20 protein-coding genes and 1 tRNA gene are annotated in these 19,594 nt (G+C 47.6%); 6 read left to right on the top strand and 15 right to left on the bottom strand.

What is annotated here, in order from left to right:
• Window positions 1-34 precede the first annotated feature (34 nt).
• The 5 genes from QUA47_RS26250 to QUA47_RS26230 form a co-directional block, all read right to left on the bottom strand.
• A complete protein-coding gene (locus QUA47_RS26250; protein ID WP_333432920.1) occupies window positions 35-433 on the bottom strand; it encodes a hypothetical protein in 399 nt (132 codons plus the stop codon).
• Complete coding sequence (locus QUA47_RS26245) at window positions 434-1,546, bottom strand: sn-glycerol-3-phosphate ABC transporter ATP-binding protein UgpC (protein ID WP_333432919.1); 1,113 nt, start codon at window positions 1,544-1,546, stop codon at window positions 434-436.
• A gap of 35 nt (window positions 1,547-1,581) precedes the next feature.
• The gene (locus QUA47_RS26240) at window positions 1,582-2,403 is read right to left on the bottom strand and encodes a carbohydrate ABC transporter permease (RefSeq protein ID WP_333221504.1); all 822 of its coding nucleotides are present in this window, start codon (window positions 2,401-2,403) and stop codon (window positions 1,582-1,584) included.
• Between the two features lie 2 nt (window positions 2,404-2,405).
• Window positions 2,406-3,326 carry a sugar ABC transporter permease gene (locus QUA47_RS26235; RefSeq protein ID WP_333432918.1) on the bottom strand — a complete coding sequence of 307 codons (921 nt, stop codon included), beginning with the start codon at window positions 3,324-3,326 and terminating at the stop codon, window positions 2,406-2,408.
• 196 nt (window positions 3,327-3,522) lie between these two features.
• Window positions 3,523-4,869, bottom strand: a complete 1,347-nt coding sequence (locus QUA47_RS26230; RefSeq protein WP_333432917.1) for a sugar ABC transporter substrate-binding protein — start codon at window positions 4,867-4,869, stop codon at window positions 3,523-3,525.
• Between the two features lie 157 nt (window positions 4,870-5,026).
• Here QUA47_RS26230 and QUA47_RS26225 point away from each other — a divergent pair, with 157 nt between their 5' ends.
• Window positions 5,027-5,830, top strand: coding sequence for an SDR family NAD(P)-dependent oxidoreductase (locus QUA47_RS26225; RefSeq protein WP_333432916.1), 804 nt, complete (start codon window positions 5,027-5,029; stop codon window positions 5,828-5,830).
• A gap of 569 nt (window positions 5,831-6,399) precedes the next feature.
• On the opposite strand, the gene QUA47_RS26220 is transcribed toward QUA47_RS26225, so the two are convergent.
• The 8 genes from QUA47_RS26220 to QUA47_RS26185 all read right to left on the bottom strand — a co-directional run bounded on the left by QUA47_RS26220 (window position 6,400) and on the right by QUA47_RS26185 (window position 13,429).
• Window positions 6,400-6,473: transfer RNA gene (locus QUA47_RS26220), tRNA-Val, on the bottom strand.
• Window positions 6,474-6,558: 85 nt separating this feature from the next.
• On the bottom strand, window positions 6,559-8,625 hold the full coding sequence (locus QUA47_RS26215) for a serine/threonine-protein kinase (protein ID WP_333432915.1): 2,067 nt from the start codon (window positions 8,623-8,625) through the stop codon (window positions 6,559-6,561).
• Window positions 8,626-8,884: 259 nt separating this feature from the next.
• Window positions 8,885-9,331 (bottom strand): SRPBCC family protein, encoded by a 447-nt coding sequence (locus QUA47_RS26210; protein ID WP_333432914.1) that lies wholly within the window; start codon window positions 9,329-9,331, stop codon window positions 8,885-8,887.
• Between the two features lie 209 nt (window positions 9,332-9,540).
• Window positions 9,541-10,977, bottom strand: a complete 1,437-nt coding sequence (zds, locus tag QUA47_RS26205) for a 9,9'-di-cis-zeta-carotene desaturase (RefSeq protein ID WP_333432922.1) — start codon at window positions 10,975-10,977, stop codon at window positions 9,541-9,543.
• A gap of 60 nt (window positions 10,978-11,037) precedes the next feature.
• Window positions 11,038-11,187 (bottom strand): hypothetical protein, encoded by a 150-nt coding sequence (locus QUA47_RS26200; RefSeq protein ID WP_333432913.1) that lies wholly within the window; start codon window positions 11,185-11,187, stop codon window positions 11,038-11,040.
• A 21-nt stretch (window positions 11,188-11,208) separates the two neighbouring features.
• Window positions 11,209-11,364 (bottom strand): type II toxin-antitoxin system PemK/MazF family toxin, encoded by a 156-nt coding sequence (locus QUA47_RS26195; RefSeq protein WP_333432921.1) that lies wholly within the window; start codon window positions 11,362-11,364, stop codon window positions 11,209-11,211.
• A 34-nt stretch (window positions 11,365-11,398) separates the two neighbouring features.
• Complete coding sequence (locus tag QUA47_RS26190; RefSeq protein ID WP_333432912.1) at window positions 11,399-11,653, bottom strand: hypothetical protein; 255 nt, start codon at window positions 11,651-11,653, stop codon at window positions 11,399-11,401.
• 129 nt (window positions 11,654-11,782) lie between these two features.
• The gene (locus QUA47_RS26185; protein WP_333432911.1) at window positions 11,783-13,429 is read right to left on the bottom strand and encodes a DUF6930 domain-containing protein; all 1,647 of its coding nucleotides are present in this window, start codon (window positions 13,427-13,429) and stop codon (window positions 11,783-11,785) included.
• 245 nt (window positions 13,430-13,674) lie between these two features.
• Between QUA47_RS26185 and QUA47_RS26180 the strand changes: the two genes are divergently transcribed.
• From QUA47_RS26180 to QUA47_RS26170, 3 genes are all read left to right on the top strand, one after another.
• On the top strand, window positions 13,675-14,028 hold the full coding sequence (locus QUA47_RS26180) for a HesB/IscA family protein (protein ID WP_006632680.1): 354 nt from the start codon (window positions 13,675-13,677) through the stop codon (window positions 14,026-14,028).
• Between the two features lie 87 nt (window positions 14,029-14,115).
• Complete coding sequence (locus tag QUA47_RS26175) at window positions 14,116-14,532, top strand: tetratricopeptide repeat protein (protein ID WP_006632681.1); 417 nt, start codon at window positions 14,116-14,118, stop codon at window positions 14,530-14,532.
• Between the two features lie 196 nt (window positions 14,533-14,728).
• On the top strand, window positions 14,729-14,926 hold the full coding sequence (locus tag QUA47_RS26170) for a hypothetical protein (protein WP_006632682.1): 198 nt from the start codon (window positions 14,729-14,731) through the stop codon (window positions 14,924-14,926).
• Between the two features lie 277 nt (window positions 14,927-15,203).
• On the opposite strand, the gene QUA47_RS26165 is transcribed toward QUA47_RS26170, so the two are convergent.
• Entirely contained in the window at window positions 15,204-16,835 is a 1,632-nt protein-coding gene (locus tag QUA47_RS26165) for a DUF3352 domain-containing protein (RefSeq protein ID WP_333432910.1), read from the bottom strand.
• A gap of 148 nt (window positions 16,836-16,983) precedes the next feature.
• Between QUA47_RS26165 and thyD the strand changes: the two genes are divergently transcribed.
• Both thyD and QUA47_RS26155 read left to right on the top strand, forming a co-directional pair.
• Window positions 16,984-17,910: a thylakoid membrane protein ThyD gene (gene thyD / locus QUA47_RS26160; protein WP_333432909.1), complete on the top strand. Its 927-nt coding sequence runs from the start codon at window positions 16,984-16,986 to the stop codon at window positions 17,908-17,910.
• Window positions 17,911-18,056: 146 nt separating this feature from the next.
• Window positions 18,057-19,112, top strand: a complete 1,056-nt coding sequence (locus tag QUA47_RS26155; RefSeq protein WP_333432908.1) for a nucleotidyl transferase AbiEii/AbiGii toxin family protein — start codon at window positions 18,057-18,059, stop codon at window positions 19,110-19,112.
• Between the two features lie 111 nt (window positions 19,113-19,223).
• Here QUA47_RS26155 and QUA47_RS26150 read toward each other — a convergent pair whose 3' ends face one another.
• On the bottom strand, window positions 19,224-19,433 hold the full coding sequence (locus QUA47_RS26150; protein ID WP_333432907.1) for a hypothetical protein: 210 nt from the start codon (window positions 19,431-19,433) through the stop codon (window positions 19,224-19,226).
• Window positions 19,434-19,594 lie beyond the last annotated feature (161 nt).

Below are 19,594 nucleotides of genomic sequence, written 5' to 3'. Positions count from 1 at the left end.
GCCTATCTTTTTTTACCACACATTGGCTCAATCCTCACCACCTCTGGGTTTCAGGCTGGTTGTTACCCCCCCAGGGTGCAAACAGGTATCGAGTGATTGAGCCAATGATTCGAGCGCGATCGCTCTTAGGAGATCGCTCAACTAAGGTGTATAAACAATCTTGGGACAGAAGTGCATTCCGCATCCGCCTGTCATAGTCATAGTCCAGCAATCCCACACCACAGATTCCCCAGTCACTACCAGGATGCTGATGGAAATAATCATCGAGATAGAGTGCTTGGTGCGATTTATGAAATCCACCCACCCCAATATGCACAATTCCATTAGTAATTTGACGGCGATCGTACTTGGGTATGGGAACGTTTCCAGGTAAACGAGACAGGGATGCTTCATTGAGCTTGATTGTTGAGGCTGTGCTGGGATTGCTGTTCATTTATTTACTAACGGTTAGGTGGTGACGACGAGTTTTGGAAACGGCTTCACCCTGTAAGTCAAATAGATGGCAAAGATCGCCGTTAATGTGAACAGGAACAACATCGTGCAACTGGCTGGAATTATCTCCGTCTGTTTGCACGACTAGCGTGTCGCCACCCGCAATCTTGACATAGAGGTAGGTTTGTCCGCCCAGCCGTTCCACAACTAATACTTCGCCATTCACTGTTGCGCTATTGCGATCGAGTCGTAGGTGTTCGGGGCGAATTCCCAACGTGGCTCTATCCCCAACCAACAGCTTTCCAGGCTTCACTGGAATAGTCACACTGGCATCACCAGGAAGTTTGACAGTTGTACCAGAGTCATTGACGGCTGTCACTGTAACCGAGACAAAGTTCATCTTAGGTGAACCAATAAATCCGGCGACGAATAGATTCCGGGGATGGTGGTAGAGATCCAAAGGCGAACCCACTTGTTCTACAATGCCGCCCTGCAACACTACAATCTTGTTGGCAAGTGTCATTGCCTCAACCTGATCGTGTGTCACATAAATCATGGTGGCTTGCAGCCTGTCATGTAAGCTGGCAAGTTCGATCCGCATCTGCACGCGCAAGGAGGCATCCAGGTTTGACAGTGGTTCGTCAAACAAAAACACTTTGGGATTGCGAACCAGGGCCCGACCAATTGCTACTCGTTGGCGCTGTCCTCCGGATAACTCTTTGGGCTTGCGGTTTAACAGTGGTTCCAGTTGGAGGACATGAGCGACTTCACGCGCCCTTTCATGACGCTTGGCTTTTGGAACACCTGCAAGGCGGAGGCTAAACGCCATATTCTCTGCTACGGTCATGTGAGGATACAAGGCGTAGGTTTGAAATACCATTGCTAACCCGCGTTTATCTGGAGGTACATCATTCACGACCTCTCCATCAATCATCAACTTGCCGGAGGTAATTTCCTCTAGTCCGGCAATCATGCGTAACAAGGTTGATTTTCCACAACCGGATGGACCAACGAATACAACAAATTCGCGAGCGCCAACATCAAGATCGACGCCTTTAATGATCTCTGTATCGGCATATGTTTTGCGAATATCTCTTAAAGCAACTGTGGACATGAAAGACTCCTATTAATGCATTAAAAATCAAATGATTATTTCACCGCACCAAAGGTAAGACCGCGTACTAATTGCCGTTGACTGAACCAACCGAAGATTAAAATGGGTGCGATCGCCAGAGTTGATGCTGCCGAAAGTTTTGCCCAAAACAATCCTTGAGGACTGGAAAATGAGGCAATAAATGCGGTTAAAGGAGCGGCATTAGCCGTTGTCAGATTGAGGCTCCAAAACGCTTCATTCCAGGACAAAATGATTGAAAGCAATGCGGTGGAAGCAATTCCGGGCAATGCCAGTGGCAGCAACACATGAATGAGTTCTTGCTGCGTGTTTGCCCCATCCATGCGATCGGCTTCTAGGATATCTTTGGGTACCTCTTTGAAAAAGCTGTAAATCATCCAGACAACAATTGGCAAATTGATCAGGGTGTAAATAATAATCAAACCGATGCGGGTATCCAGCAAACCAGCGTTGCGACACAAGATGTAGATCGGCACTAGCACACCAACGGGTGGCAGCATTCTAGTGGACAGCATCCACAGCAAGGTACTCTTAGTACGTTTGGTTGGGAAGAAAGACATGGCATAAGCGGCAGGTACGGCAAGCAGCAGTGCGAGTATTGTCGCTCCGAGTGAAACCACTACACTGTTGAGGGCATAGTTGAAATAGTTTGCCCGATCTTGTATCGCTACATAATTTTCTAATGTCGGCTGGAAAAATAACTGAGGGGGAGTTGCAACCGCCGCCACCTCTGTTTTGAAACTGGTGAGAAACATCCAGAAAATTGGGAAAAACAAGCTGCAAGCGACAAACCAGCCGAGCAAGGTAAAAAGCAAGCGGCGAGAAGTTTTTTGTGCCATTGTTAGGTATCCAAATTACGAGCAACACTACGCATCAGAAAAATTGCCGCGATGTTGGCAAGAATTACCGCGATTAATCCACCCGCTGAAGCACCGCCGACATCAAATTCCAGCAATGCTCTCAGGAAGATGTAATAGGCAAGGTTAGTGGTTGCCACTCCGGGTCCGCCACCTGTGGTAACAAAGATTTCTGCAAAGATAGTCAAAAAGAAAATCGTCTCGATCATGGCGACCACGGCAATGGCGCGGCTCAGATGCGGTAGCATGACGAAACGGAATAAGGCTAGAGCATTTGCTCCATCCATCCGGGCTGCTTCTAGCTGGTCATGATCTAACGACTGAATTGCCGTCAGCAAAATCAGCAGGGCAAAGGGAAGCCACTCCCACGAAACAATGATAATGATTGCAAGCAGTGGAAAATCTGCAAACCAATCGATCGCCCCCAAACCCAAACCTCTTGTGAATTGAGCAAACAGCCCATTCACTGGATGCATCAGCATATTTTTCCAGACTAGGGCGCTGACTGTGGGCATGACGAAAAACGGAGAAATCGCCAGTACCCGTGCAATCCCCTGACCATAAAAGTCTTGGTCAAACAGAATTGCCAGAAGTGTGCCTAGACCAATCGTGATCGCCAGAACGGACACGACCAGAATTATTGTGATGCCGATCGAAGTCCATAAAGCTGGATCACTCAAGATGAACGTGAAATTTTCAATTCCGATGAATTTGCGTGCGCCTGGATTGAGCAGGTTATACCGCTGAAAGGAAAACCATACCGTCATCACCAGAGGCACAATCATCCACAGCAGCAAGGCAATGACGGAAGGCGCAACCAGGGGTAATGTTGATGCCTGTCGCTTACTTCGTTGGTGGGCGGGGGGCGTTTCGTGGTGATGTTTTACAGCTACTGAAGAAGACATAGCTTAATAGAATGAATTTTGGATTTTAGATTGTGAAAGTTTTATGGGTGAGCATTTGCGTGTTTTGCCTTCCCCGTCAGATTTAGATCCCCCTAAATCCCCCTAAAAAAGGGGCACTTTGACGCTCATTCTCCCCCCTTTTTTAGGGGGGCTGGGGGGGAGCGAAAGGTTTGAAAACACGCCCTAGCCCCTCTTTTCACTCGATGTAACCCGTGTGTTTCATAAACCGTTCAGTTGAATTCTGCGATTGTTGCAACGCCCGATCGACTGAAAGGCGATTCGTCAGCGCTGCTGCCATCGTTTGCCCAACTGAAGAACCGATCGCCTGAAATTCTGGAATATCCACATATTGAATGCCCTTGTAAGGGGTTGGATTTGCTGCTGGGCGGCTAATATCGGCAGATTGGATCGACCTGAGTACGATCGAAGCAAACGGTGCAGCTTTTTGATAGTTGCGATTGTTATAGGTGGAAGTCCGCGTACCTGGTGGTACACCAACCCAGCCATTTTGGTCAGCCACCAATTGGATGTATTCCTTTGAGGTTGCCCAGGCAACGAACCTTTGAGCAGCTTCGGGGGATTTTGAGGTTTTTGGAACCGCTAGTGCCCAGGCCCAGAGCCAATTCGAGCCGTTGGGATATTTTTCTATTGGCGCACGGGCAAAGCCAACTTTGTCATAAACTTGGGATTCTTTTGGATTGGATAACAGTCCTGCAGCAACGGTTGCATCTACCCACATCCCACACTTACCCGTCGAGAATAGCGCTAGATTCTCATTAAATCCATTGGAACTGGCACCCGGTGGGCCATATTTGTTGAGCAAATCGACATAGAAGGCGATCGCTTCTTTCCAGGCTGGAGTATTTATAGTGGGTTGCCACTTCATGTCAAACCACTGTCCGCCAAACGTGTTGACCAATGTGGACAAAAATCCCATGTTTTCGCCCCAACCGGGTTTTCCACGCAGACAAACACCGTAGACTCCATTGGCTGGATCGTGAACCTTACTCGCCCATTGTGTTAGTTGGGGATAGGTTGGCTGTTCGGGAACCGTAATCCCTGCTTTTTTAAACAAGTCTTTTCGGTAATACAGCATGGAACTTTCCCCATAGAACGGCACAGCATAGAGTTTGCCGTTGTTGGAAAGACCTTCTCTGATGGGTTTTATCAGGTCATTTACGTCGTAGCTGGCGGGTAGATCTAATGGTTTTAACCAATCTCGTCTCGCCCAAATCGGCGTTTCATAAGACCCGATTGTCAGGACATCAAATTGCCCGCCCTGGCTAGCAACGTCTGTGGTGGTGCGTTGGCGCAACACGTTTTCTTCTAGGACAACCCACCTCAGTTGAATGTCTGGGTTAGCTTGTTCAAACTTGCTTGAAAGCCCTTGCATGACGACCATATCGCCATTATTGACAGTGGCGATCGTCACTCTGGTTTTCCCTGCTGCTTGGGAACCTGTCCCACAACCATGCAGCAGTTGCACAAGCACGACTCCAACGAGGAATGCAACCAGCAATTTAGCGAAGCGGGGGATACGCATCGCATAACTCCTTTGATATTAAAAAAATCAGATGACTAAATTGTTGAGTTTATGCCTAATATTGAGCGATTTCTCAATAATTGAATTATATTAGGTAACCTTAAATACTGAACGCTTAAAGAGTATTTGCAACATATATTCACAAGGGGTTAAAGATATGACAGCTAGAGCAAGCTATGACTTTGCTGGTAAAACGATTCTGATTACGGGCGGTGCTGGTGATATTGGTCGGGCTACTGCACAGCGTTTTGCCGCAGATGGTGCAGGTGTAGTAATTCTAGACTTAAACGAAGCGAAGATGGCAGAGGTTGCTCACGAATTGGAAGCCTATAAAATTCCAGTTGCTACCTTTCGCTGCAATGTCACCGATCCTGATGACGTTGCTCAAGCCTTTTCTGGTGCTGTAGAGCAATTTGGGCGGATCGATTATGTTTTCAACAATGCAGGTTATCAAGGAGTGTTTGCCAAAACCGACGAGTATCCCGAGGAGGATTTTCAAAAGGTCATTGACATCAATGTTGTCGGAGTTTTTCACGTCCTCAAAGCGGCGGCACAACACCTACGCTTTGAGGGTGGAGGAGCGATCGTCAATATGGCAAGCCATGCAGGAGTGGCTGGTCCTCCAAATATGCTCGCCTACTCAGCCTCGAAGTTTGCCGTAATTGGGATAACTCAGACAGCAGCGAAAGACTTGGCTGCCTACCACATTCGGGTGAATGCCGTCTCGCCTGCGCTGATTGGTCCGGGCGTGATGTGGACGCGGCAGACAGAATTGCAGGCGGGTGTAGGGTCACAGTACTTTGATGCCGATCCTAAAGTAGTAGAGCAGCAAATGATTAATTCAGTACCGATGCGGCGTTTGGGGAGCCTTGAAGAAGTTGCTAACGGTGTGGCATTTCTCATGAGCGAGGAGGCAAGCTACATTACGGGGTTTAACTTGAATCTGACTGGCGGACTATAGGGAAAAGGGTAAGTTGTTGTGCATCTAAGTTAAATATTTAACTAATCGATTTAAGGGAAAAGGAACAGGGTGAAAGGTAAAAGGGAAAACCTTTCCCCCTTCGCCTTTAACATTTTTCCCATGAGTGCATATTGCTTTCTTAAATGTGTGCCAGCTTATTACTAAGTTAGCAATGTTGTCAGCCTCCAGGAGTGCTGCAATGTTTTGCGGTCTTGGAGTTTTTTAAGACCACTTTCATTAACGTAGAATGTAATAATGTATAGAAAGCGAGTTGAGCAAAAAATGCCTCTTTGAGCAGATACTCAATTATAGAGATCTACTCCTTAGGGGGATGCGTACCTTCCTATAGGTAGAACATGAAAGAAGCCTTCTTAGAGCGGCGCGATACCAGCAAAGCTGGCTTGCCCCTTCGGACTCGTAAGTTAGACCAGGCAGCTCGTGCTGCTTGGCTCTACTACATTGCTGGGAACACACAGGAAGAGATTGCGGCAAAGCTGAACGTGTCCCGGCAGCCTGCACATCTGTACAGTAGAAAAAACAAAACCCGCTTTGTGGGCAGGCTTTAACTATGGACACAACTGGACTCGAACCAGTGACCCCTACGATGTCAACGTAGTGCTCTAACCAACTGAGCTATGCGTCCTCACGAATTCCTAATGTAGCAGAACACTCGATCGCCTGTCAAGCATAAATATAAGATTTTTAAGCAGGCACTCTTGAAATCGCCCCTAATGCCCAATCCCCCGCCAAATCTTCACAGTTCGATCGCCCGCACCGCTAGCCAAACTCCCCCCATCAGGACTAAACGCCACCGACAAAACCTCCCCCCTGTGGCCCGTCAGAATTTCCAGCAAACCCCCCGTACCCGCCTCCCACAAATAAATCGTGCCATCCCGACTCCCCGTCGCCAAAACCCGACCATCGGGACTCAACGCCAGACACAAAACATCCCCAGAATTGTCCCTCATACTCCGCAACAGCGTCCCTCGCCCTTGTGCATCCACCCGCCACAGCTTCGCCGTACCATCCCGACTCCCCGTCGCCAAAATCACTCCTTCTCCTACTTCCCCCCTTACCAAGGGGGGGCTGGGGGGGGTCTGACCGGCAGGGGAGACAGAGGAAGTCAATCCCTCTCCTACTCCCCCCCTTGGTAAGGGGGGGCTGGGGGGGGTCGCAAAAACGATCGCCCGCACCCAATCCCCGTGCTCGGCCAGAGTACAAATCGATCGACCCTTTTGCCAATCCCACAACTGCACAGTCTTGTCTCGGCTGCCGCTAGCCAAAAACTCCCCGCCAGCACTAAAAGCCACCGCCTCCACCCCGCCAGCGTGACCAGTCAAAGCCGACATCCGCCTTCCCTTATTCAAATTCCACAACTGCACAGTTTTGTCCCGACTGCCGCTAGCCAAAACCTGACCATCCCGACTAAACGCCACAGCAGAAACCCTGTCAGAATGACCAGCCAAAGCGTACCACCACTTACCCTTATTCAAATCCCAAATATGAATCATTTTGTCCCGGCCGCCACTAGCCAAACTCGCGCCATCAGGACTAAACGCTACACAAGTCACCCAGTCAGAATGACCCGTGAGAGTGTACCACCGCTTACCCGCGTCCAACTTCCACATCTCAATCGTCTTGTCCTCACTGCCGCTAGCTAAAATCGCGCCATCAGGACTGAAAACTACCGACGTGACAGCATTAGAATGCCCTACCAGAGTATGAACACACCTCCAAGTAGGCGCGCGTGCGGGTACAACCCGCTGCATGGGCGGCACAGGTATGATTGTGCCTGCAAGCGTTGGCGGCACTGCATTCTGCACCGCCGGCGTCCTCGGCTGCTGGGAAATAGCAGGGGCCGCCGGAGTCGGAACCTGTGCCGCCGACTGCTGCGGCTGCAAATCTTTCAATACCTCAGCTACAGATTTGTAGCGCCGACTGAGACTCGATTCGATCATTTTGTCGAGGATGCGACTTAATTTCGGATCCATTGGAACCTTCAAAAAGTCTCGCCAAACCCAAACATCTTGATTAATATCAAACAAATCAAAAGGAGATATTTGAGTTAGCAAATAAATGCAAGTTACTCCCAAACTGTACAAATCGCTGGCATAAACCGCTTGACCTCTAATTTGTTCGGGCGCCACAAATTCGGGAGAACCGATGACTGTACCGGTTTCTCTCAAACCCTCCACAACTTTTGCAGCGCCAAAATCAACTAAAACTAATTCCCCGGTTAATGCTGGGTAAGTATAAATGATGGGAGTTTTAGAAATGCGGCGCCGGATAATGTTGGGGGGTTTAATATCTCGGTGAATTACACTGCGATCGTGCACGAACTGCAATACCGGCAATAAATCCTTCAGCAGACTGAGAATCTGACTTTCGCTGAAAGGCCCAGTCCGCGCCAACTCTTTCTGTAAATTCTGACCTTCTATAAATTCCTGTACCAAATACTGATAGCGTTCCTGCTGAAAGTGCGCCAGCAGTTCGGGAATTTGCGGGTGTTTCCCCAATTCGTCCAGCCGCACCGCTTCTCGGTTGAATAATTCTGCTGCTTTTTCGCTGCTGCTGGTACCTTGGGATAGCGGGAAAAACTGTTTAATTGCACAGCGCGGTTTTGAGGGTTTGTCTTCGTCTACTGCTAAAAAAGTGCGACCGAAACCGCCGCGCCCCAGGGGTTTGATGGCGCGGTAACGCTCTCTCAGCAACAGTTTGGAGCCGCAATTCAGGCAGAATTGGGTACGATCGGCATTTTGCGGGTTGTGACAAGCGGGGTTTAGGCAGTAACTCATAACTGAACCGAGAAGGAATCAGCAGCACATCTCTATGATACTGATGCCAAAGGACGATCGACTCTCGCGTTACAATTATAGTCCTGGACGCACGGGCGACCAGAAACCGCGTTTTTAACCAAAATATTTGCTTCAAACTTTCAATCTCGGTTCAAAAACCCGCTTTCTTTGTTCGGGTGCCTAAGTTCTAAATTAGAAATTAAAGGACTGAAGTCCTTACTACAAACTGGTTAGTAGTCATGACTTTAGTCCTCATAATTTAAGATGTCGCTTTCACTTCCAGAGCATACTCTTTAAACCTTTCCAAGTCAGCCATAAGAGTCGATTCAACTACTCGCGCTAGAAATGAATTGTCCATCAATTTTGCCAGCCAGCCGGGAACTCCATAAGCTACCGTCAGTTTGACAATGCTGCTGTTTTTGCGATTGTAAAATCTGATTGCACCCCGATTTGGCAAACCGTCTACGGATTCCCACTGAATTATCTGATTCGGCACTACTTTGAGAATCCGAGAAAGCCAGCTAAATTCTAACCCGCCAGTTGCGAGCTTCCAGCGCGACAATTCCGGGTTGTCTTCGAGAATGCGAACTGATTCGATCCACTTCATCCAGCGCGGCATTTGCTCTAAGTCTGACCAGAGTTGCCACGCTAATTCGATGGGAATTGCTACTTCTACTTGGACGCTGTGTTCTAACCAATCAGTCATGCGATTTTAGATTTTAGATTTTAGATTTTAGATTGAAGAATTGTTTCTTTCTGGTTTTTCTTTTTAGCAGGCTCTGCCTGGTAACGCAGATGCTTTGGCTCTGCTTCGTGTTTTCTGTCTAAATACTTGAGGCGGAGCCTCCTGATAGGCATTCCCAGGCAGAGCCTGGGAACGAGAGAAAACGAGAGAAAACGAGAGACGACTAATGACTAATGACTGTAAGCTTCGAGAATTGCCTTAGCCGCTTGATGGCCTGAAAGTGTCGCTCCTTCCATGCTATCAATGTAGTCTTGCTGAGTGTAACTTCCTGCTAGAAAGAAATTGGCGATCGGAGTTTTTTGAGCAGGGCGAAAAACATCCATTCCCGGTGCTTCGCGATACAAAGATTGAGCGAGCTTAACTACACTGTACCAAGTCATGTTTAATTCCCGCGCTGACGGGAATAAATCCTGAACTTGCTTAAGTACGTGTTGGGCGATCGCCTCATTGCTTTGTTTAATAAACGGATCTCCCGGTGTCAGCACCAACTGCAGCAGCGAACCTTGTCCTTCTTGATAATAATCTTTGGGACTTGTCAGCGCCAAATCTGCAAAACAAGAAAAATCTGCATCTGCTGAATATAGCAAATTATCGATTCCTACAGCGTGGCTCAACTGTTTGCGCTTGGCTTCGTCTTCCAGTTCCGTTACCCAACCGTCGAACCGCAATTGTACTGTAGCCACCGGCACCGCATCTAATTTATAAATGTTGTCAAATTCTGACCATTTGCGCCAAGCTGGGGGCAATATTTTCTGAATTCCGGGCACGTCGCAGGCGAAAACGTAAGCGTCTGCGGTAATATTTTCTTCTGTTTCGCCGTTAGCTACTACCAAGCCTGTTACGCGGGTTTCTTCGCCTTCTTCAAACTGAATTTCTCTCACTCTGCGCCGCGTGTAAATTTTTGCTCCTTTTTTTTCCAAATATTCCACAATTGGCTTGTGCAAATATTCGTTGGGAGAACCAGCCAGCATCCGCATGACAGAGGCTTCGGTTTTTGATGCAAAAAATTGAAAGATTGTCAACATACACCGGGCAGAAATATTTTCAGTGTCGATAAAACCCAGTGCGTAGGCGATCGGATTCCACATTCTTTTGAGCGAGTTTTGGTTGCCACCTTGGCTGCGGAACCAGTCAGCGAAGCTAATTCTATCCAAATCGCGGATAGTTTTCATTGCCCCGTCAAAGTCTATCAAACCTCGGACGATCGGGCTAGTTCCCAGGGCGATCGCATTTTGAATTTTGTCTTGTACGGATAGCTGAGATGTCGTGAAAAACGCCTTCAATCCGTGCAAAGGAGCACCCACCGGAAAGCGAAAATCTAAAGAACCAGTTTCGCCGCCTCGATTGATAAAAGTGTGGACGTGTTCTTTGAGGAGCAAATCGTCAAATGCTCCCACTTTTTTCATCAGGGCAAATAAGTTATAATAACAGCCGAAGAAGACGTGCAAACCCATTTCAACGTGATTGCCGTCGGGATCTACCCAACTGCCGACTTTGCCGCCGACAAAGGGGCGGGATTCAAAAATTTCTACTTCGTGGCCGGCTTCCACTAAATCGACTGCTGTGGTCATTCCAGCCAGTCCCGCACCTGCGATCGCAACCCGCATTTTACCTATCCTTTCCAGTATTTTTACAGATTGTAACAAATTTTAGAATTTCCGAAACATTCAAAGTTCATAAATGCCGATCGACACTTGTATAGCCATCTGTATTCTTGCCAAAGACACAGCACTAATTTGACCGTAATGGCCTTGTTCTAGAAATGTCTGTCGCAAAGCAGAAAAGTTTTCCCATACAGCTAGAGAATCAGCTTGCAATCCTCCCTCACCCGCAGGAATCTAGACGCGAGTAGGATTTTCTACTCCTGCAAGGTTACTGGTGAAAGGAACAACAATGACAGAATCCGTAAACTCGTTGCGGATATCGGGAGAAACCACAACTACAGGTCTTTTTTTGGTATCTCCTAACTGACGCAAAGTTCTTGAAAGGTAAATCTCACCTTGGCGAGGATAAGTTTTTGCTGTTGAGTTAGAGTCCAGCGCTGCTCCATGTTTCTTCTATCTGTTCCTCTACCAAATTAAACCATTCTTTTTCATCCTCAATATCTTCTTGGCTGCGGTTTTGATAAAATTCCCGCAACTTATCTTCGATTTGCTTAGCGTACCAGAGACGGAGAGCCTGCTCGATCGTCTCCGTCCAATCATCAGTAAGCTGGTCTATTTTCTCCGCGAATTCAGCATCAAGGGCGACTAACACTTCTCGCTTTTGAGTAGAATGTGACATAATCATTCCCCTTAATAACTTAAAAACTATGGTGCGCTTGGGCGCACCTTACATATTAATTTTACATATTCCTTCTTCCTTCTTCCTTCTTTCGTCTTCCTTCTTCCTTCTTCCTTCTTCCTTCTTCCTTCAAAACATCGGCATCAACTGAAGTAGCCCTATTCCCAAATCTTTAGCAGACACCCAGCGCACCTCCAGCAAAGCAACCATATCCTTAAACTGAGGCTGACCGCGAGAAGCACCCATCAACCCTTTAGCAATAATCAAACCGCACCAACCGTTGGTTAATTTACAGCGATTGTCCCACTTCTTGCGAGCTTCCTGATGCACCGGATCGTCTTCATTAAACTCCCCAAACAAATACAGCTCCCCATTTTTTGTTTGCAAAATACCCAAGTCGTATTGCTCATCCTGAAAAGGATTTTCGCCCGGATTAAAACCAATTGCCTTGACCCCTCCAGCTTCTTTCAAATCCTGAATCATAGTTTTTGCCTTCGGATGAGAAGTTTGGATCATCACCACCGGCAAACCATCTCCGGCGGTATTAATATCAATTTCTGCACCTTGGTGAAACTGCACACTTTCGCGCAGGAACTCTACCGTTTCCCAAGGTACGGCGCCGAGACTCAAAAATGAATTTTGCGGCACCAAATCGTCCCGCAGCAGTGGCTTTTCAAATTCATCATCATCATCGTCATCACCGTCATCATCACCGAGCATCTGTAATAATTCCTCTGACACATCCGGCATCGTTGAAACTTTAACGGATACCTGTTGAATTTCTCCGTCAGGCTGCGGAACAGGGATGCGGTAGCGACTGCTAAGACTGGGAAAAGTGTCTGATCCCAATTTCCGGCGGCCGTTGCGGAAGAAGCGATGAAATGCTTCGAGAGCAACTAACATCGTGAGGGCTTCTTCTTCGTAAAGAATCGATCGCAATCCTTCTAAAGGATGTAGGTTGCCGAAATTTGGTTCAATTTCCGATGGAGGCAACTCGGCTAAATCAATTTCTTCCTCGTCGTCCTCATCAATATCTGCTGCACTTTCAAAGGTAAGAAACAAACAGTCTTGCCCTAAAAAAGCCTGTTCTAAATCTTCAAAAGATTCATCGTTGACGACTCGTTCTCGAAACCGCTTCAAGGATTCTAGAGAACGGTACAGTAAAACTCCGTAATCCATTCTGCCTTGCCCCAATACGGACACGTAGAGGCTGGCGACATCCCACTGATTGATTTCAATAGATATAATTTGGTGTTCCCTCAAAGTCCGCCACGGAGCATCTTGCCAAATTTGAGCAGCTTTTTCCATTAAAACTTCAGCATACTGAGGGGGCAACTCAGGAGGCCTGTTGATCGCGACCTCTTCCATGCCGCGAAATATTTCGTCAATTAACGGCAATTCCGGCACGTAGTCAATGGAAATGCTTAAATCTTGAAGTACGCCCCGCAGATAAAATTGAATTTCTCGGTTTTTGACTACTATTTTTTGGGGCCGACCTGCAGGAGCCGGACTTTGGGGATGTTCCATTGCCCGTAGCAGGGCCCGGACGATCGCCTCTGGGCCGGCATCTGGGCCTACCATGTCCATAGCCCTCACGACTCCCTCTGAGCCATCGACCCAGAGAATGCACTCGCCACCCGCTTCTAGAATGTCATCGTCATCTATCATCAGGTGTGAGTCAGCATTAGATAAGGGTCGGCGATCGCCCTCCCACACGCTGGGAATTTGAGGTAAGTTTTGTAGCCGACGAAGAGTAGTGCGATTCAGCGCTGCCATAGAGTAAGCCCGTTGGGTGAAGCATTGTTGCGGTGCCGGTAGCCGGTCAACCGCTGCTTATCAATCATAAACCCTATAGGGGGAGAGGGCATCGAGCTTGGGAACGAGGCCCCGCAAGAATTAAAAATTAGAAGCTAAAAATTCTGCCTTCAGCATCTAACCGAATGCCTTCTGGCGAATGCCTGTACAATAGAGCAATAAGATTAAACTCTTTGCATTAGACAGTCTCAGGAGTTCGGCAAATTATGACTCAAGCCATTTCTGAAAAGCGCGGCATTCAAATGACGGACTCTGCTGTCCGTCAAGTTTTAGCCCTGAGAGAAAAACAAGGTAAAGACCTCTGCTTGCGGGTAGGGGTGCGCCAGGGCGGATGCTCTGGAATGTCCTACGTGATGGATTTCGCAGATCCCAGCACTGTGAAATCCGACGATGAAGTGTTCGACTACGACGGTTTTCAGGTAGTTTGCGATCGCAAGAGCATTCTTTATCTCTACGGTTTGGTTCTCGACTTCAGCGATGCTATGATCGGGGGCGGCTTTCAGTTTACGAACCCCAACGCAACTCAAACTTGCGGTTGTGGCAGTTCTTTTTCTACATAAATCGGAAAAGAGGGCATGGGGCAGAAAGTTATTAACTGCCCCATGCCCTTTTCCGTGCAACATCCCAAATCTAAAATCTAAAATCGAATGACCCCTGAAGAATTGTTTAAAGACGGTTTCGATCGCTACCAAGCTGGCGAAGCCCCGGCTAATCTGATCCCCGTGTTTAAAGAAGTGTGCGAAAAAGCTCCAAAAAATGGCAATGCCTGGGCTAGCCTCGCGTGGCTCTACCTGTTGGAAAATAAACCTGCACCGGCTCAAAAGGCAGCGAAAACAGCCGTTAAATTGAACCCTCACGACCCCCAAGCTCGCATCAACCTAGCAGTAGCGATCCTGGATCTCAAAGATAAAGGAGTGCGCCCCCACGTAGAAGTGGCTCAGCAATTAGTGATGGCTTCGGAAGAGTTGCTCGACGAAGTTAAAAAAAATTTTGAAGAAGGATTAAAGAGAAAACCCGACTGGAAGAGTCTCGCCCGCGTTAAACAGTGGCTTCTGGAGCCGTAACCACGCAAACAAGTCGATTTTTGGGCGGGGATCGAGGAAATCGATTTTGCGGTTTATTACGATATCGTAATAAATCAATAAATAACTTTATGGAAAACTCAGAAAGTCAGTGCTAGTATTTGAAAACTTAGACGATTCACAAACCCGCTCAGCGGTTTTCAGATTTTTCTACCATAATACTAGGAGTTGTAAAAACATGAGCACTGACAGCCACGTTAACATCAAACCAGCAACCCGCAACCACAAAGGTTTCTTTATTCAGCCAGCTTCTTACAAGTTGATGAGCATCGATAAATCCGGCTGGGCCTTGATTTGCATGGACAAAGCAGTTTGTCACTATGTAGATCCTGATGACTTGCAATTGCCGAATAAATCCGGAATGTCTGAAGGTTAATTCTGAAGTTTTGAGAGACTTTAAGATGCTTTATTTGAGTAGCTGCCCTCTATGGAGGGCAGCATCTTTTTTTGGTCAGAAAAAAGTCCGACAACAAAGCCGTGTACGGGATTTATATCAATTCCGGTTGCACTCCTCCGGAATTGTTGACTGTTGACTGTTGACTGTTGACGGGCGGGTCGAAAAACTGAATGGTTGAGTGTTAACTGTTGAGTCGATTTGATTATTCCGATGCAACCGGAAACGATATTAAGGGATAGAAGGATACAAGGAAAAATTACCGATTAGATTTGAAGGCAAAAAGCATCTCCAACTCAGCAGTTGTCGGTTGTTTAGAAGCTGTGGCTACGCTAACTCCTCGGAGAGAATTGAGCAATTCAGCAGCGGGCGGTGAAACTAAATTTGGCTGTACTGCGAGCAAATATTGGTTAGCCCAAGACATAGTTTTTTCCATATCTATGTAAAAGTAACCTTGGTTGGCCCGCGGTAAAGAAGTAGCGATCGCCTGAAAACTCGGACTGCTGCTTAACGGTTGCGGTGGCGTCGAAGTAATCACATCAACTAAAGGCCCGCCGAAAGCTACAAACACAGAATTTTCATTCAGCCAACCGTGCCCGAATAAAGTGCCTTGCTGGGGTATTTGCCACTCCGTAACTTCTTTGCCTTGAACTTGTCTGGGGGCGACACTGACTGTAGGATTGCTTTTGGCGATCGCATCGAGTTTTTTCAGAGTTGCTTCGGCTGCTGGGCGATCGCTGGTTTCAAAAATCATCGCCGCCCCCATCCCCAACTGAGACAAAATCCCTTGATTGGAACCGATCGCCCCGATCGCGAATTCCCCGTTCATCCAACCAAAAACATCACGATCCGCATCCAGATCCAACCGCTTAAAACTATCCCTCACCTGCTGAACTCCCTTGTCAACTTCCGGGCTATCTTTTGCCTCAGCGGTTGCTTGCGACCAAATTTTATCGATTCCCTTGCCGCCGACTAAAGCAATAGTTTCATCCGGAAATCTGGGCAACAATTTGGATGCGAATTGTGGATTTTGCTGCACGAATTTAGAGTCTAACTGAGCAATAGTTTTTACCCTTAATCCCTCACTATCTGCTCCAATTCCCGCAACCAAAGACTTAACTTGTTTGAACTGCGAAAACACTGTCCAAGGCAACTGGATATCTGCGGGCAAATTAGCTTTCAATTGCTCAAGTGCCGCCGGATAGTCAGCAATATAAACAGTTGCGATCGGATTCTTGACACCAGCACTCTCTGCAAAAAACTTAGTTGTGCTCTGCTGGGTGGCGAGGGAGGGTTCTCCTTTAAAAGTATCGATCGCCAATTCCACAGGCTTTTTCAAAGGAGCCATCACTAATTGGTCGTTCAGCAAAGCCACACTGTAGCGCTTGCCTGTTGGCTCTGCAATCTCAAAAATTTTAACTCCTTTATACTCGCTTTCTTGAGTAGTTGCACCGGGCTGAGATTTTAATTTATTCGCAAAATTCCAAGCGCTAATTTTATTTTTCACGCTGACTACTACCAGCAGTTTTGGAGGCTCTGTATTCGTCACAGCATCAGGGGGCAGCAAAGCGACCATCACCCCCCCTAACCAAGGCTTTAAGTCCCTGTCAAAGTCGATTTGAGTGCCTGCCAAGCTTTGTTCTTGAAAGCCCTTCAAACCCTGACCGATCAACTTTTGAGCTCCTGGCGTGCCAAATCGCTGCAACTGGGCCAACGCTTGCGGATTGGGGGAGATAAACGCGGCCATCATTGCTTCGTCGGGCACAACTTTGGCGCTGTCTTGAGGGTTGGATACTTGTTGGCTCAAACCCTGGAAGTAAAAGTAGACCGCAGCGCTACCTGCTGCGACGGTGGAGGCAGCAATTAGAAGCTTTGATTTTTTTGCAGGCATGGTTTGTGTTCCTCGCGTCCCATATCAGTTTAATCAAAATACAGAAAGCTTGTGGCGAGGCGATCGGGCCGGCGCTCTAGTTTTGTATAATTCAAAACAAGTTTGGACGATCGTCTAAACTGCTAGAACTGTGCATTATTGGTAAAAGATGAAAGTAGCGATCGCGGGAGCAACGGGATTTGTAGGTAGCCGGCTGGTGGAGAAGCTGCAAGCTGCGGGACATAAAGTGGTGGTTTTGAGCAGGGATGCAGCGAAGGCTGGCCGAGTTTTTCCCGCTTCAGCTTATCCGAATTTAGAAGTTGTCGCCTACACTCCGGCGGAGTCTGGTGATTGGCAAAAGTCGATCGCTGGCTGCGACGCTGTTGTCAATTTAGCAGGGGTGCCGATTGCAGAGGAAAGGTGGACGGAGGCGCGCCAGCAAGCAATTCTGGACAGTCGCAGACTGACGACGGCAAAATTGGTCGAGGCGATCGTCAATGCTAATCCTAGGCCTTCTGTGTTAGTTAGCGCATCGGCGATCGGCTATTACGGAACCAGCGAAACCGCTGAATTTGACGAAACTAGCCCTGCGGGAAACGATTTTTTAGCAGCAGTTTGCAAAGACTGGGAAGCAGCGGCCCAACCTGCAAAAAATGCGGGAACGCGGGTAGCAATTTTGCGGCTGGGGATAGTTTTGGGAATGGGAGGCGCGTTGGCAAAAATGCTGCCACCTTTTAAACTATTTGCAGGCGGCCCGCTCGGCACTGGGAAACAGTGGTTTTCTTGGGTTCATCGCGAGGATGTGGTTGATTTAATTTTGTACGCTTTGCAAAATTCGCAAGTTGAAGGCGTTTTGAATGCGACAGCACCGAATCCGGTGCGGATGAATGAATTGTGTCAAACTTTAGGGGAAGTTTTGCAGCGGCCTTCTTGGTTGCCGGTGCCAGGTTTTGCTTTAGAAATGCTGTTGGGAGACGGGGCAAAACTTGTTTTGGAAGGGCAGAAAGTGTTGCCGAAACAAACTTTAGCTAGTGGTTTTCAATATCAATATCCGACGCTTAAATTAGCACTCGAAGAGATTTTATCGGGAAGTTAGGAACCTACGGAATAGAACCCGCCGAATAGAATTCTGATGCTCCAAAAACAAAGTCCGCCTGCGCGGACTGGAAAAAAATTCCTCGTTACCAGGCTCTACCTGGTAACGCATATCCAGAGGCTCGGCCTCGCTTTTGCCGAAAGCAGATGAACCATCAAGAAATAGCAACCGGGTTGACAATTCCCGCAGAACTCCCATTTCTTCAAGCTATCTGCTGGCAAATTGCTGATGTCAAAAAATTGAGTATCAAGGAAATGCTATGCCGCTACGAATCCGGCTGGCATTATTGGGGAGTTTTGGGAAAACCTAGCTCCGAGGAACTGGCTTTTATTCAAGCAATTAGCCAACAGCATCAATCTTGGTTAATAGCGGAACTGGGAAGCAGTTGCTCGCCCAAAACTCCCGAAAATTGGGTAAGTTTTCAAGCAATGTTTAAACGCGAAATTCATCAAAAAATATTAACTGTACTCAGCCACTTGAATGTCGAATTTCTACAGGAATGTCGGGCGTATTTTGGGGGCGGAACGTTGGTAAGTATGGAGCACGGAGAATATCGGTTGAGCCAGGATATTGACTTTATGTGTCCGATGGATGATGGCTACCGTCTCCTGCGCCGAAAAGTTGCCGAAGGAGGCTATGATGTGATTTTTGCTAGTCGCGATTCCCTTGGGGATAGCTTCGCTTCACGCATTGTTCTCCCGAACGATATTCAAGCCAACCAGTATGGGATAAGATTTCCAGTTATTGTTGGTGGCACTACTATTAAGTTCGAGATGGTTTGTGAAGGGCGAATTGAGTTGGGCGAACCCAATTATCCAAATTGGTCGCCTGTTCCTTGTCTGAATCAAATTGATAGTATAGCAGAAAAGTTGTTGGCAAATGCGGATCGACAGCCGGGCGAGCGGGTAAATTCTAGAGATTTAATCGACTTGGCTATTCAAAGGTTAGCGACTCCGATTCCCCAAGAGGCGATCGACAAAGCGGAAGCAGCTTATCAAGTTATGGAACCGCTCGATCGAGCGATTCAGTATTTCCAAGATCGTCCCGATTATCGGGAAAAATGCTATGAGGTTTTGAGTATTGCAGAACCAAATAAAGTTATTAACGGTATCGATTTACTAGCTCAGGATTTAGGCAGGGAAATCACACTCAGGACATTTAGCGAGACCACTTCCTCATTCCCAGGCAGGCTTGAAGATTAGATGCTTAGATGCTGGATTTGGTCTTGCTCTCCTTCCAGGCAGAGCATGGGAACTTGATATTTCCTGTTTAAATTATCACACGATCGTAATAATCGTGTCAAGATAAAAATATTAATACTCCTCTACAAACTGCTCGTGAACCCACAGAAATTCGCGGCGTCTGTCCTGCACCCGCTCCAAGCCACCAAAACCAGGATCTTCTTTTTTTAGCTTGGCGTGTAATTCTCGCAAAATCGAGCCTTGGGCGCGGATGGCTGCTTCGGCCTGTTGCCAATCAGGGGCATCTGTTTCGGCAGACAAATTAGTAGCTAAATCGCTCAAGGTGATTTGTGCTTATGCTTTTGCCCCCAGGTATTGCAAGACGACTTCAGTGCCTTGCTCATAGGCAGCAGCGAGGTCAGGATTGGGGTGCATCTCAGTTTTGCACATATATCAAGTGGAAAGTTGACCATTGAGATAAGCACAGCGCAGAGAAAGGATAG

It is taken from the genome of Microcoleus sp. MON2_D5, assembly GCF_036701905.1.
Classification (GTDB): domain Bacteria; phylum Cyanobacteriota; class Cyanobacteriia; order Cyanobacteriales; family Microcoleaceae; genus Microcoleus.
The sequence above is the reverse complement of the archived record's forward strand: the minus strand, read 5'-3'. Positions and strand labels throughout refer to the sequence as shown.